The following is a 13,998-nucleotide window of genomic DNA, read 5'->3' as shown; positions in this document are numbered from 1 at the left end:
GCTATTTGCCAATGGCTTCTTCGCCCGTTCCTTTCACTGACAGAATCTTAAATTCGGTACGGCGGTTGAGGCGGTGATCAGACTCAGCACAATCGACTCCGTTGCTACAATCATTGACAAGTTCAGATTCTCCATAGCCGCGCGCTTCCAAACGTGAAGGAGTAATTCCTTTGCGAACTAAGTAATCAAAAGCAGCTCTGGCACGGCGTTCAGACAAGCGTAAATTGTAGGTGTCACTTGCGCGGCTATCGGTAAACGAACGCAATTCAATCATCATTGTTGGGTACTTTTTCATCAGTGCAACTACCTTGTCAAGTTCGCGGGCAGCTTCTGGTCGGATGAAGAATTTGTCGAGGTCGTAGTAGATGTTATCAAGCGTAAAAACGTCGCCCGTTCCGTACATACTCAAATCACTTTCTACTACTTTACGTTTGTTTTTCTTGTTTTTATTAATCGGCTGTTCGTTGGTCGCCAACTCATCACCTTCAGCGCGAAGGGCGTAGTTACGGTTAGGGTCAACCTCAAATTCGTAACCCCCATCTGGCCCCGTTACTACTGTTTTTTCTTTGCCTGTTTTCTCATCACGGAGTGTCACTTTTACCCCTTCTTGCGGTGACTGATTTACCTCGCGTTTTACCGTACCACGAAGGATTGTATTCTCACTTTTGTTAAGATAAATCGAAACGCTCATCTGCGGTTTTGACGACTGCGTCATGGTTGAAAACAACACATTGTTGGTGGCGTATCCTTCCTTAATGGCTTTGAAGTCATAATCTGTTTGGGCTTCTAAGCAGATTTTAGTTGAGCCATCAATTCCCGTTTGTTGAATGTCTTGGTTCGAGCCATTTTTTACGATACGGACGTCAGCGCCTTCAATGGGAGCTCCCGTTTTGGCATCATACACTAGGATGTCGAGCGGGCGGCAAGTGCGACGGAAACTGTAAAGGTTGTCATCCGAAACACCTTTGGCACGGTTTGAACTAAAGTAGCCTGTGCCACGGTCTTTGTCGGTAATAAGACCAAAGTCGTCTTTTTCAGAATTGATAGGAGCACCTAAGTTTTGAACACCTTTGTAGGCAATTCCGTCTTTCAATTCGGCATAAAAAATATCAAGTCCACCCAAGCCTTCGTGGCCATCAGAGGCAAAATAAAGATTACCACCGCTATCGATGAACGGAAACATTTCGTTGCCTTCGGTGTTCACTTCTTTTCCAAGGTTGACAGGTGTACTCCACTGACCTCCGTTGTATTCTACCACGTAAATATCGGTACCACCGTAGCCACCTGGCATGTCAGAAACAAAATACAACTTGGTGTCGTCAGGAGAAAGCGCTGGGTGACCGCATGAGAAGTCGTTGTTGTTGAAAGGCAATTCTTTTACATTTCCCCAATCTTTGTTCTTTTGGTCAGCGATGTAAAGTTTCAATTTATTTACGCCATCGCTACTTTTCTTTGCTTTACCGCTGTTATAGTTGTTGCGCGTAAATACCACTTTTGTATAATCTTTGAAAAAAGAAGCGGGACCTTCGTGGTATTTTGTATTGAGCGTACGGCTAAATTTCTCCGCTTTTGTTGTTGGCAAAGGTAAATCCTCACTTGTCGAAGCCGCTTCTGAGAGCGTACCAGAATTACCATCTTTGGCAGCACCACTCAACGAGGCCGTTGAATTGCGATATACCTCGCGAACACCCTTGAGGGCAGAAGTGTCGGGTGCAAAATACAAATCCAAGAAAGGAGTTTGGTTCCAGTTGAAAACGCGTTTGATAACACCCGATTCGGCACGGGCAGAAACAAATACCAAACCACCTTTGTAATACATGGGGCTAAAATCAGCCTGACGTGAGTTTACGGGGAGGTATTCTACCCGGTACATGGCCGAATCTTTGTAAAAACGATTCATGTCCATGTAAGTGACCGTAAACTTGCGTCCTCGTAAGTCGGCCGATTGTGCCTCCGCGTATTTGCTGTACATACGCTGTGACTCGCGGTATTTGCTGTTGCTGGCGAGGGCTTGTGCGTAGTAGAGATAATTGCGGCTGTCAGCGTCGGGGAATTTTTCTACCAATTCCGCATAAATACGTTCCGCATTTCGGGTGTCTTGAAGACGTCGATAACTGTAAGCTAATTTTTCGAGCGCTTCTTTTCGCTCGACGGGATCAGCTTTTTTGTCGTTTCGAATAAACTCTTCATACCCACGCACCGCGTCGGCATAACTGTAGTCGTCGAATGCTCTGTTGGCCGAGCGTAGTCGGGCACTTTGGGCGAATAAATTGAGCGTTAGCAGGGTTAGAGCAAATCCCAACGCCATTTTAACTACGGTTTTCATTGTGTGTTATTAGTGTTACAGTAGCAGGAAAACAGGATTTTGCAAAGGGTACTCCAAATACTGTGCCAAAAGAAGCGCGTGTAGGGGCTAAGTTACAAAAAAATAAAAAAATATTTTTAAATAGTATTTGTAAATATTTGTTTGTTAGGTAGTTGTGTTAAAATGAAGTACGCAAATTATTGAACTGTTTTCTTGTGCTTTGTACCGCTCATCGACGCGATGGCCCACCAGCCACACAATGTCATTGGCAGATTCCAGTACCCATACCTTTGATTTTAGGCTGCGGGGAATTTTAGAATCTATCAAAAAATCACTCACTTTCTTTCGTTTTCCCATCATTCCCGATGGACAAAACCAATCGCCGTTTCTCCAAGGTCTGAGCCGTAAAGGGAAAGCTAGTTTGTCAAAGTCAAGGTAAGCGCTTTGGGCAGAAACCGCGGAAATTGTATTGAGCGAGTTCAATTTATGCCACTGTAGTTTTCCTTCCTGAAACGCCATTTCACCCGAATCAGCGGTAAGCAAAATAGGAGAGGGGGCAGTAGTAGGCAGTGGGGTGATGAGCCAATGGAGGCGATCATTGACCAATAGATGCGAAGCAGATAAAAATTGTTTTCCGACTGACTGGTTTCTTTGTTGCCAAATGAGGACAGCCTGGGTGTAAGAAAAGCCATATTCTGTTAAATGATAATTCAAGTATTCCGTCGGGCTACTTACATTTTCAAGAATCGCTTTTTTCAGCCACACGGCGTCGTTTTTTGTTGAAACAAACAGGCGAGTGGTAGCGTCGATACTTTGTGAAACAATTTTTTCTACTTCTTGGATTCGTTCGGCCATCTGAAAAACCGCCGTAGCTACTTGTGGATTAATGTCACGAAGAACTGGAATTACATCATGCCGTAGCCGATTTCGCACATAATCGATTGAAGGATTGGAGCTGTCTTCGCGCCAGGTAAGTTGTCTCTCAGTTAAAAAAGCGTTGATTTCTTTTCTAGTGGCAAACAACAAAGGTCGGACGATGACTCCATTTTTGGGAAGAATACCATGAAGCCCCGCCAAACCTGTCCCACGGGTAAGGTTGACTAAAATTGTTTCTAGGACATCGTCTTGGTGGTGCGCGGTTAGAATAAAGTCATATTGATGTTGGGCTCTAATTTTTTCAAACCAACCATAACGCAAGTCACGAGCGGCCATTTGGGTTGAAATTCCGTTGTCATCGGCGTATTTTTTGGTTTGAAAGCGTGTATTATAAAAAGGTACTTGATAGGTTTGAGCAAGGTTTTTAACAAATTGTTCGTCTTGCTCGGATTCTTCTCCGCGTAACTGAAAATTGCAATGAGCAATGGCGAATGAATAACCAACATCGTGACAAAGCTGGGCAAGTACGACGGAGTCTATGCCACCGCTTACTGTCAATAACAGCCGATTTTCGCAGGTAAAAAGTGCTTTGTCTTGAATAAATTGTTCAAAGGCTTGCTGCATACAACAAATGATTAGAATGACGGAACAAAGGTAAATGAGATTTGGCTATGAATCTTCTTTGTACCTAAACGCTCAATTTTTATTGCTTGATACAAATGGAACCACTGGCCCGTGAAGCATTGACCGAATGGAAACGAATTCTTGCCTATTGGGAAAAATACGCCCCCGATTACGAACGTGGTGGGTTTCATGGCAGGGTCAATTATGACAACCAACCTGTGCTGGACGCTGCTCGCTCAGTCATTCTTACTAGCCGTATTTTGTGGACGTTTTCGTCTGCGTACCGTTATTTTCACCATCGAAAGTATTTAGTTTTGGCTGACAGGGCGTATCATTACCTTTACAATCATTTTCGGGATGTGCAAAACGGCGGTGTCTATTGGTCTGTTACAGCTACGGGGGCTCCCCTCGATACCCGCAAACAACTTTATGCCCAAGCGTTTGCCATTTATGGCCTCAGCGAGTATTATGCTGCGTCAAAATTTCAACCAGCGCTAGATTTTGCCAAAGAGCTTTTTCAGGTTGTTGACAAGCATGGGTATGATGCAGAATTTGGTGGGTATTTTGAATCATTTGGCACAAAATGGGAAGCTGTTGATGATTTAATTCTCAGCAAGATGCCTTGGAATAAATCTCAAAATACCCATTTGCACCTCATCGAAGCATTTACCAACTTGTATCGCGTTTGGCCCGATGTAGTATTAAAACAACGTGTCGGACACTTGCTCGATATGTTTCTCGAAAAGCTCATTGATGCTGACACTCACCGATTACGGCTTTTTTTTGACCAACGGTGGTCACCCCAAGCGCAAACGATTTCATACGGCCACGACATTGAAGCCTCATGGTTACTGTGGGAAACCGCTGAAGTATTGCATGACCCATCTCGCACGGAATTGGTAAAACAAGAATGTATCAAAGCGGCCACGGCAGCCTGTACTGGACTGGGAGAGGATGGGGCTTTGCATTACGAATTTGACCCTGCAACCAATCACCTCAATCAAGAACGCAGCTGGTGGGTATTGGCAGAACAAATGGTGGGTTTTTATAATGCCTACCAGTTAACAAAAGAAACTCATTTTAAAGAGAAAGCAGAAAAAAGCTGGACCTTTATTAAAAAACACTTTATTGATAGCCAGCGTGGAGAATGGTATGGGTCGGTGACGCCTGAATTGACATCAATCAAAGGAGACAAAATAAATTTCTGGAAATGTCCCTATCATAACAGTCGGGCTTGTTATGAAATGGTAAGAAGGTTGAGCGAAAAATAGCCTAAAACAAGCGCCCGAAATGTAAAAGTTTCGGGCGCTTGACAAGTAACTTTAGCTACTCAAAGGATGAAGATGTTTGAATGCCTCTAAGACAAAAACGTCATAACCCACAGCGCGTCCACCTTCTTTTTCTTCAAGGGTAAACTGTACGCGGTCGCCGACGGTGAGGTCATTAAAATCAAATTCACGAAGACTCGTATAATGAAAAAATACATTGTTAGGAGGGTATTTGATAAACCCAAAACCATCTTTTAGTGACAAGATGGTACTCTCTTGACGTTGCTCAGGGTCAAATTCTAGTGCATCAGAAGATTCTTTGACTCCTTCATCGGAAGCGCCATCGTGTTCATTTCCCTGCTCGCCATCAACGGCTGAATTTTCTTCTTGTTTAGGGAAAAACTTGATTTTGTTTCTAGGCACAAACAGCTGATTGGTAAGGGCTTCGTTGCGGCCATTGATAATGTCGTGCATAGCAATCGGGTAGGTAACTTCCGAGAGGAGGTCTTGTGAGGTACGCGTAAAAAAGCGATTACCTTCTTCATCGGTATATTCAAAATCCCAACCCAATACCAAAACACGTGTACCAAGCGTATTTAATTTACGTACTAAAGGAACATAATCGCCATCAGCAGCAATAAGCACTAGAATATCAAAACGTTTGTAAAAAGCCATTTCAAAGGCTTCGAGTGCCAACCAAACATCAATTCCTTTTTCGTATTTTTTGCCAAGTACACTTCTTACGGGTAAGTAATGGGTCGTAACCCCTTCAGACATAAGAATATCGTCAAAAACCCGCTCATAATAGAGTAAATCGCCACGTTGGCTGGCTTCCCCTGCCGTCAAACGACCTCTAAAATAGTGGGCATCAACAATCTGGCAGAGTCTTGGAGTACTTCCTTCTAAATCCGCTACTTTTTGTCGAATAAAATCGTGTAAGCCATTAATACTAATACGACTGCGGCGTTCGTGCGTGTAGTTATAATAATTACTTACGTGTAAAAAATAATTTCCGTCATAAAAGACTCCAATTCTAGTGAGGTCTTTAGGGGTTTTGTAAGGCATACTTTTTAGTGATTAAATAGGTATAATTGATACATTTTTTTGCTAAGGAGAAAGTCTTTCTAGTTTCCATTCGTTTGATTCATAAGTATAGCATAAACGGTCGTGAAGACGACTAGGGCGTCCTTGCCAAAATTCAATTTGATGAGGAAGCACACGGTACCCACCCCAATGTGGTGGACGAACAACGGTTTGGTCGGCAAATTGAGCTTCTAACTCCGCCCATTTTTCTTCTAACACCTTACGGTCGGCGATTGTTTGGCTTTGTGCCGACACCCAAGCACCAATTTGACTCCCACGGGGACGAATGGCAAAATACGCATCCGACTCCGACGCTTCTACTTTTTCAACCTTTCCAACAATCCGAACTTGACGTTCTAATTCGGGCCACCAAAATGTAAGAGAAGCGACAGGGTGCTGTGCCAAATCGTCGCCTTTGTGGCTAAGATAGTTGGTATAAAAACTAAAACCGCGTGTGTCCACATCTTTTAATAAGACAACACGTCCTTGGGGATACCCATCCCGACCAATGGTACTTAACACCATTCCGTTTGGCTCAAGGACTTGAGAAGCCAATGCTTCGGCAAACCAACGCTCAAACTGATTAATTGGATTTTTTAAAACATCTTCTTTACGCAACCCGTTTAGCGTATAATCTTTACGAAGATGTGCAATTGTTGAATTATCCATTTGGAAGAAAAATAACTATAAATGAAAAACAGGCTTTAAAACACCGAAAAACGGCTATAATTATTATTTTTGCAAATCTAAGCGATTACGACCAAATTTACGATGATTAACGACGGAGCAGAACTTAGCGAAAGCGAACAACTCACTCAAGCGAGTGTAGAGGCCATGGAAGCGTTAGAAGTGGCTGATGAACAGGTAGTTGATTATGGTCAACTAAGCAGAAAAGACTTTGTTAGTTTGTTGGAAAGTCAGCTTGCATTGGCCAAAGGCGAAAATGCAAAACCTGCTGATTTTAAACGTACCGATGAGGTATTGAAAGAAGCCAAGGTCCATTTTGACCAAAGTAAAAAAACAGAGCGAGAGGAAGCCTTAAAAAAATATTTGGCTGAAAACGAATCTGAAGATGGCTTCGACTTCAAACCTGACGAACTGACGTTGCAATTTGATGCACTGTATCGCCAAATTAAGGACGTAAAAAATCATTACTTCCAAGACCTCGAAAAATCAAAGGATAAAAACTTTGCCTCAAAAACTCAGTTGCTCCAACGTTTGCGCGAATTGGTAGAAAACGACGAGAGCAATACAACGAATCCTGGGTCAAGTTGGCAAGAGTTCAAAAAAATCCAAGACGAATGGAAAGCGGCTGGAAACATTGCCTCACCGCATAACAGCACGCTTTGGGCAACTTTCCACGCGTTAATCGATCGGTACTACAGTAATCGTAACATTTACTATGAGTTAAAAGAGCTAGATCGTAAGAAAAATCTGCAGCAAAAAACCGAGCTCGTAGAAAAAGTAGAATCGTTAGCGAAGTCGCTCGAAAACACGACTTTATCAAAAGCTATCTTGGAAGAGGCTAATGCACACTTTGACGAATACAAGCACATTGGTCCAGGGCCAAAAGCAGAGCAAGAAGTACTATGGCAACGTTTAAAGTTAGCCCTAGATACCATTCACGACGCCCGTCGCGCCCAAGCGGATGCTCAGAAACACGTGCTTGCCCAAAATTATGAAGTAAAATCGAAAATATACGAAACACTGGTTCCTTACACTTCATTCACGTCAAGCAGTATCAACGAATGGAATGAAAAAACCAAAGAGGTGGTAGCCTTGCAAGAACAGTGGGTGAATACCAAAGGGCAAATGCTTCGTGAGGAAGGACGTGAGTTGAGTAAGAAATTCTGGGCAACACTCAAAACTTTTTTCCACAACAAAGGCGAATTTTTCCGTCAGTTAGAAGCCAAGCGCGAGCAAAACTTAAAATTAAAAACCGAGTTGTGCGAAGCGGTTGAGGCTATTTTAGAGACTTCAGAAGATTCGTCGGCAAATACGGATAAAGTAATTGCATTACAAAAACAATGGAAGCAAGTAGGGCAAGTTCCTGAGAAATTCAAAGATTCAATCTTTGAACGCTTCAAGAAAGCTTGTGACGCGTATTTTGACCGTAAGCGTGCTAAAAACTCGGAGATTGAGCGCGAGTTTACTGATAACTTGAGCTTGAAACAGGCATTGTGCGAAAAGATTGAAGCAGGTGCCAAAATCGAAGGTGCTAATTTGAAAGAATTGAACGCATTCAAGTCAGAATGGTCAAGCATCGGATTTGTACCTAAGAAAGACATGCAGTCAATTAACAAACGCTACATTGACGCTGTTAATTCGTACGTGAGTGCTATCGGCAAACTTTCATCAAAAGAGCGTGATCAAGTGATGATTGATAATGATGCCTCAACTTCTAATGAGGGAGACTCACGCAGCCTTCAGCGCAAAGAATCTGATATTCGCCGCCGTATGACTCAAATTGAAAACGATTTGACTATTTGGCAAAATAACATTGAATTTTTCGGCCGCTCTAAAAACGGTGAAAAAGTTCGTGCAGAATTTGAGAAAAAAATTATTGTTGCCCAAAAGCAACTCGCTGATTTAAAGCAACAATTAAAAATTGTTCGTGAAGCACTCTAAAATTTTTTAGAAAAAAGTAGCGTTGTATTATTAAAAACGCTACTTTTGCACCACGAAAAAAATGGAACGCCTCCATAGCTCAGCTGATAGAGCAACTGACTTGTAATCAGTAGGTCGCTGGTTTGATCCCGGCTGGGGGCTCTAAAGAGATTTTCAACGAGATAATCTCTCTTGGGTAACACCAAACGTTAATAGCAAAACGCCTCCATAGCTCAGCTGATAGAGCAACTGACTTGTAATCAGTAGGTCGCTGGTTTGATCCCGGCTGGGGGCTCTAAGAAGATTTTCAAAGAGACTATCTTCCTCCAATTTAATAGTACAACGCCTCCATAGCTCAGCTGATAGAGCAACTGACTTGTAATCAGTAGGTCGCTGGTTTGATCCCGGCTGGGGGCTCGCAAAGGCTACGAATTTCGTAGCCTTTTTTTGTTTTAAAATCAATTTGATAAAATAATTGCCTCGATAGCTCAGCTGATAGGGCAACTGCCAGGAACGCCTGCCGCTTGTAATCAATAGGTCGCTGCGGGGTCGCCCCTGCGATTTGATCCTGGCTGGGGGCTCGCAAAGGCTACGAAATTCGTAGCCTTTTTTTGTTCTAAAATCAATTTGATGAAATAAATGCCTCCACAGCTCAGCTGATAGGGCAACTGCCAGGAACGCCTGCCGCTTGTAATCAGTAGGTCGCTGCGGGGTCGCCCCTGCGATTTGATCCCGGCTGGGGGCTCGCAAAGGCTACGAAATTCGTAGCCTTTTTTTGTTTTAAAATCAATTTGATGAAATAAATGCCTCCACAGCTCAGCTGATAGGGCAACAGAAGTTTACTTTTTGGTTTTTGTTCGTCTCCTCATTATCTTGGTCTTCTTGATTAACAAGATTCCATGAAACGTACCGCTTTAGTCATCTTAATGCTTGCTGTAGCACTCACATTCGAGGGGTGTTGGTACCGTCAGTGCCCTATAAAAGGATGTAAAGTAAAATACAATCACAGTCATGGAAAGCGCGTGGTGCGGGGTAGAGGTACATTGCCCAAACCTCACCTGTTTGGTGTACCTCGGACAAAAGCGGAAAAGCGTAGCCAAGCCTCCGAAAAACGGGGTAAACGTCGCTAATTTTGCCTATCTAAAGTATTTGGTGTATTTTTGTACATATAAGCATTTAAATTTAATTTATGTCAGAAAACACCAGCAACATTATCCCTATTAACATCGAGGAGGAGATGCGGACGGCCTACATTGACTATTCAATGTCGGTAATTATTTCGCGTGCCCTTCCCGATGCCCGCGACGGACTCAAGCCCGTCCACCGACGGGTGCTTTATGCTATGTTTGAATCGGGCTTCCTGCACAATCGCCCCTACAAAAAATCGGCACGTACGGTCGGGGACGTAATGGCGAAGTATCACCCACACGGGGATTCTTCCATTTACGATACCATGGTTCGTATGGCACAACCTTGGTCGTTACGCTATCCATTGATTGATGGTCAAGGAAACTTTGGTTCGTTAGATGGAGATTCGCCCGCAGCGATGCGTTATACCGAGTCACGTCTCAAGCGCATTGCAGAAGAAATGCTGGTGGATATCAACAAAGATACCGTCAATTTTCAACCAAACTACGACGATTCGGACGAAGAGCCAAGTGTTCTTCCTGCCAAACTTCCCAACTTGCTCCTTAATGGTTCATCAGGGATTGCGGTAGGTATGGCCACAAACATGGCACCTCACAACCTCACCGAGGTTCTTGATGGTACTATCGCCTACATTGATAACAACGACATTACTGTTTCTGAATTAATTCAGTACGTCAAAGCTCCAGATTTCCCAACAGGTGCGATTATTTACGGATACCAGGGGGTTCGTTCTGCTTACGAAACAGGGCGTGGGCGCGTAGTGATGCGTGCAGTGGCAACTTTTGAACAAACCAAAACGGGACGCGAGCAAATCGTAGTGACTGAAATTCCATACATGGTCAATAAAGCGGATATGATTAAACGTATCGCTGATTTGGTCAATGAAAAAAAATTAGAGGGAATTTCAGCCATTCGCGATGAATCTGACCGTGAAGGTGTTCGCATTGTATTCGAGTTGAAAAAAGACAGTATCCCAAATATTGTTCTAAATCACTTGTATAAATACACCCCGTTACAGTCTTCCTTCAGTATCAATAACGTTGCGCTTGTAAAAGGACGTCCTGCACTGCTCAACCTCAAAGACCTTATCAAATACTACGTTGAACACCGTTTAGAGGTCGTGACACGTCGTACGCAATTTGAACTCAAAGAGGCAGAGAAACGGGCACATATTTTACAAGGGCTATTGATTGCCCTTGACAATTTAGATGCAGTCATCAGCCTTATCCGTAGTGCCCGTGACCCAGAAACAGCCCGTAATGGCTTGATTGAACAATTCAGCTTAAGCGAAGCTCAAGCGAGAGCTATTTTGGATATGCGCCTCCAACGTCTAACGGGTATGGAGCGTGATAAAATCGTTCTTGAGTACGATGAGTTGATGAAGGTAATTGCTGATTTACAGGATATTTTGGCGAATGAACCTCGTAAGTTTCTAGTTATCAAGGAGGAGCTTGCTGAGCTTCGGGCACGTTATGGCGACGAAAGACGCTCAAAAATTGAGTACGCCGCCGAAGAGTTTGCCGATGAGGACATGATTGCGGATGAAGAAATGTTGATTACTATTTCGCACCAAGGTTACGTTAAGCGTACGCCATTGAGCGAGTACCGTACCCAAGGCAGGGGAGGAGTGGGGTCACGTGGAGTTACTACCAAAGACGATGACTTCACCGAACACTTGTTTTCGGCAACCATGTTGAATTACCTTTTGATTTTTACTGAGTTTGGTCGCTTGTATTGGCTAAAAGTGTATGAAATCCCCGAAGGTTCAAAAGTATCAAAAGGCCGACCCATTCAAAATCTTATCAACATAGAATCAGGTGATAAAGTACGGGCTGTAATCAACGTGCGCACCCTTAGCGATGCAGATTACATCAATAACAATTACTTGATTATGTGTACCGAATCGGGTACCATTAAGAAAACCCTTTTGGAAGCATATTCACGTCCACGGGTTAATGGAATTATTGCCATCTCAATCAACGAAGGCGATCGCCTGTTGGATGTTGCCCTAACGAATGGAGATAACGAAATTGTCATTGCTTCAAAAGAAGGCAAGGCGGTTCGATTCCACGAAAGCCGCGTTCGCCCGATGGGCCGTACTGCAGCTGGAGTAAAAGGTATAGAATTGGGAGAAGAAGGAAACAATAAGGCAATTGGTATGCTTTGCGTGAGCGGCACAGATAAGCAGCTTTTGGTGGTTTCTGAAAATGGGTACGGAAAACGTTCGCCTATCGAAGATTATCGGGTTACCAACCGTGGAGCAAAAGGGGTAACAACCCTCAACATCACGGATAAAGTAGGTAACCTTGTGGCTATCAAAGAAGTGAGCGAAACCGATGATTTGATGATTATTAACCGTTCTGGAATTGCGATTCGGATGTCGGTTCAAGAAATTCGGGTGGCAGGTCGTAATACCCAAGGGGTGCGTCTTATCAAACTCAGCGACAGTGACGAAATTTCGTCGGTTACTCGGATTGAAAAAGAAGAATTAGAGGAAGAAGAAGGATTGACAACGGACAACACCACTGAAACTCCTGAATCAACCGAAACAACTGAATAACAATAAACCTAACGAGTATCCGTTTTTTGCACAAATTTTCAACTTAACACTTAACACAACGAATCCAAAAATGAAGAAGCTGTTTTTAATGTCTGCTTTCGGATTGTTTACCGTTTCTGCCTCGGCTCAGGTGGACAAACTTTTGTTAGAGCAAAAGAAAAAAGACAAAGAGAAAAGTGATAAAGCAATTGCAGATCCAAAGGCGGCTGCAAAATCTTCAACCTGGTTAGATCGCGGTAAACTCTATGATGAAATCGCTCGCTTATACACAGAAATGGACTCAAGTGCTGCGATGGTAGCCTATGATTCTTTCAAAAAAGCAGTAGAGGTCGATGCGGCAAAGCCAGGAAAAGTTACCAAAGAAGCCCAAAAATTTTTAACAGGCGGTACTGATGACTCTGGTGTGAACTTGGGACAAGCGCTTGTTAAACAAGGTGCTGAGAAGTTTCAGGTGAAGAATTATGCAGGTGCGATTAAATTTTTTACGGTAGCCCAAGAAGTTAATCCAAAAGATACCTTGGCGCCATTGTACGGAGCTTACAGTGCCATGCAAAGCCAAAAAAATGATGTGGCAGCTACAATGATGGAAAGCTATATCGAAAAAGGTGGTAAAGATCCGAGCAACTATTCGTTATTGGCACAGCTATATCGGGTAGAAAAGCAAAACGATAAGGCACTCAAAATCCTTGAAAAAGGAATGACAGCGCTTCCAGCAAGTAAAGCTGCTTTTAAGTCAGAGCAAGTAAATGTGTACTTGGATATGAACAAAATGACGGAAGCCAAGGCTGGTTTGAAAGAATTGATTGAGCTTGACCCTAAAAATGCCCAGTATCCCCTGAACTTGGGTATCATCAATGATAATGAAGGAGCAGTCATTGCCGCTGAAATTCGTAAATTGAAAGATAGCGCTAAAAAGACAACTGGTGTAGAACGTAAAATCAAAGATGCAGAGGATACTGATAAGGTTTTTGCGGATGAAATTAAGCGTATTGCTGGTTTAATCGCAAAGCAACCAAAAAATGCTGATTTAAAGCGTCAAAAAACTGAAGCTGAAACCAAGCAAAAGGAAAACAAAGCCGAGTGGGAAGCAGCTAAAGCAGAGTTAGCAAAAGCAAAAGAAGAGGCAGCGGCCTTGGGTGATGTAAATGCAAAACTAGCGGATTTGACAGCCAAGCAAAATGTATCACGTGCGGCAGCTAAAGAAGCCTACGACAAAGCATTGAGCATTGATGGCAACAATTATGACGCACTTTATAACTTGGGCGTATTTTATTTTAACGAAGCGGTTGAAATGAAAGCCGTGGTAGATGCGATGGATATGAAAGACTACAACACGAAAGGTAAAGAAGTAGAAGCCAAAGTGTGTGGTAAATTTAAGCAAGCACAACCCTACTTCGTGAAGGCAAAAGCCATCAAAGAAGAAGAGCAAGTAGTTGAGATTATGAAGCAGTTGGATACTATTATGAAGCAATTTGAAGAGAAAAAAATTGTTTGCGAGGAAGCTAAATAATCAAAACATACTTCAA

General features: G+C 43.1%; 8 protein-coding genes and 3 tRNA genes. 7 read left to right on the top strand and 4 right to left on the bottom strand.

Going from position 1 to position 13,998, the window contains the following annotated elements; translation table 11 throughout:
* Position 1 precedes the first annotated feature (1 nt).
* Both DTQ70_RS09320 and tilS read right to left on the bottom strand, forming a co-directional pair.
* On the bottom strand, positions 2 to 2,326 hold the full coding sequence (locus DTQ70_RS09320) for an OmpA family protein (protein WP_122930562.1): 2,325 nt from the start codon (positions 2,324 to 2,326) through the stop codon (positions 2 to 4).
* Between the two features lie 144 nt (positions 2,327 to 2,470).
* Positions 2,471 to 3,805, bottom strand: coding sequence for a tRNA lysidine(34) synthetase TilS (tilS, locus tag DTQ70_RS09315; RefSeq protein WP_122930561.1), 1,335 nt, complete (start codon positions 3,803 to 3,805; stop codon positions 2,471 to 2,473).
* 95 nt (positions 3,806 to 3,900) lie between these two features.
* On the opposite strand from tilS, the gene DTQ70_RS09310 reads away from it, so the two are divergent.
* Positions 3,901 to 5,076 carry an AGE family epimerase/isomerase gene (locus DTQ70_RS09310; RefSeq protein ID WP_122930560.1) on the top strand — a complete coding sequence of 392 codons (1,176 nt, stop codon included), beginning with the start codon at positions 3,901 to 3,903 and terminating at the stop codon, positions 5,074 to 5,076.
* 51 nt (positions 5,077 to 5,127) lie between these two features.
* Here DTQ70_RS09310 and DTQ70_RS09305 read toward each other — a convergent pair whose 3' ends face one another.
* Complete coding sequence (locus DTQ70_RS09305; RefSeq protein WP_122930559.1) at positions 5,128 to 6,138, bottom strand: NYN domain-containing protein; 1,011 nt, start codon at positions 6,136 to 6,138, stop codon at positions 5,128 to 5,130.
* 42 nt (positions 6,139 to 6,180) lie between these two features.
* Complete coding sequence (gene pdxH, locus DTQ70_RS09300) at positions 6,181 to 6,825, bottom strand: pyridoxamine 5'-phosphate oxidase (RefSeq protein WP_122930558.1); 645 nt, start codon at positions 6,823 to 6,825, stop codon at positions 6,181 to 6,183.
* A gap of 102 nt (positions 6,826 to 6,927) precedes the next feature.
* Between pdxH and DTQ70_RS09295 the strand changes: the two genes are divergently transcribed.
* The 6 genes from DTQ70_RS09295 (at position 6,928) to DTQ70_RS09265 (ending at position 13,982) form a co-directional block, all read left to right on the top strand.
* On the top strand, positions 6,928 to 8,784 hold the full coding sequence (locus tag DTQ70_RS09295) for a DUF349 domain-containing protein (RefSeq protein WP_229600101.1): 1,857 nt from the start codon (positions 6,928 to 6,930) through the stop codon (positions 8,782 to 8,784).
* Between the two features lie 68 nt (positions 8,785 to 8,852).
* Positions 8,853 to 8,925, top strand: a tRNA-Thr gene (locus DTQ70_RS09290).
* Positions 8,926 to 8,985: 60 nt separating this feature from the next.
* Positions 8,986 to 9,058 (top strand) — tRNA-Thr (locus DTQ70_RS09285).
* Positions 9,059 to 9,107: 49 nt separating this feature from the next.
* Positions 9,108 to 9,180 (top strand) — tRNA-Thr (locus DTQ70_RS09280).
* Positions 9,181 to 9,952: 772 nt separating this feature from the next.
* Positions 9,953 to 12,472, top strand: a complete 2,520-nt coding sequence (gene gyrA, locus DTQ70_RS09270) for a DNA gyrase subunit A (protein ID WP_122930555.1) — start codon at positions 9,953 to 9,955, stop codon at positions 12,470 to 12,472.
* A gap of 70 nt (positions 12,473 to 12,542) precedes the next feature.
* Positions 12,543 to 13,982, top strand: a complete 1,440-nt coding sequence (locus tag DTQ70_RS09265) for a tetratricopeptide repeat protein (protein ID WP_122930554.1) — start codon at positions 12,543 to 12,545, stop codon at positions 13,980 to 13,982.
* The last annotated feature ends 16 nt before the right edge of the window (positions 13,983 to 13,998 follow it).

It is taken from the genome of Runella sp. SP2 (assembly GCF_003711225.1).
Taxonomy (GTDB): Bacteria; Bacteroidota; Bacteroidia; order Cytophagales; family Spirosomataceae; genus Runella.
Note: the sequence above shows the minus strand (reverse complement) of the source record. Positions and strands in the feature narration are given on the sequence as shown.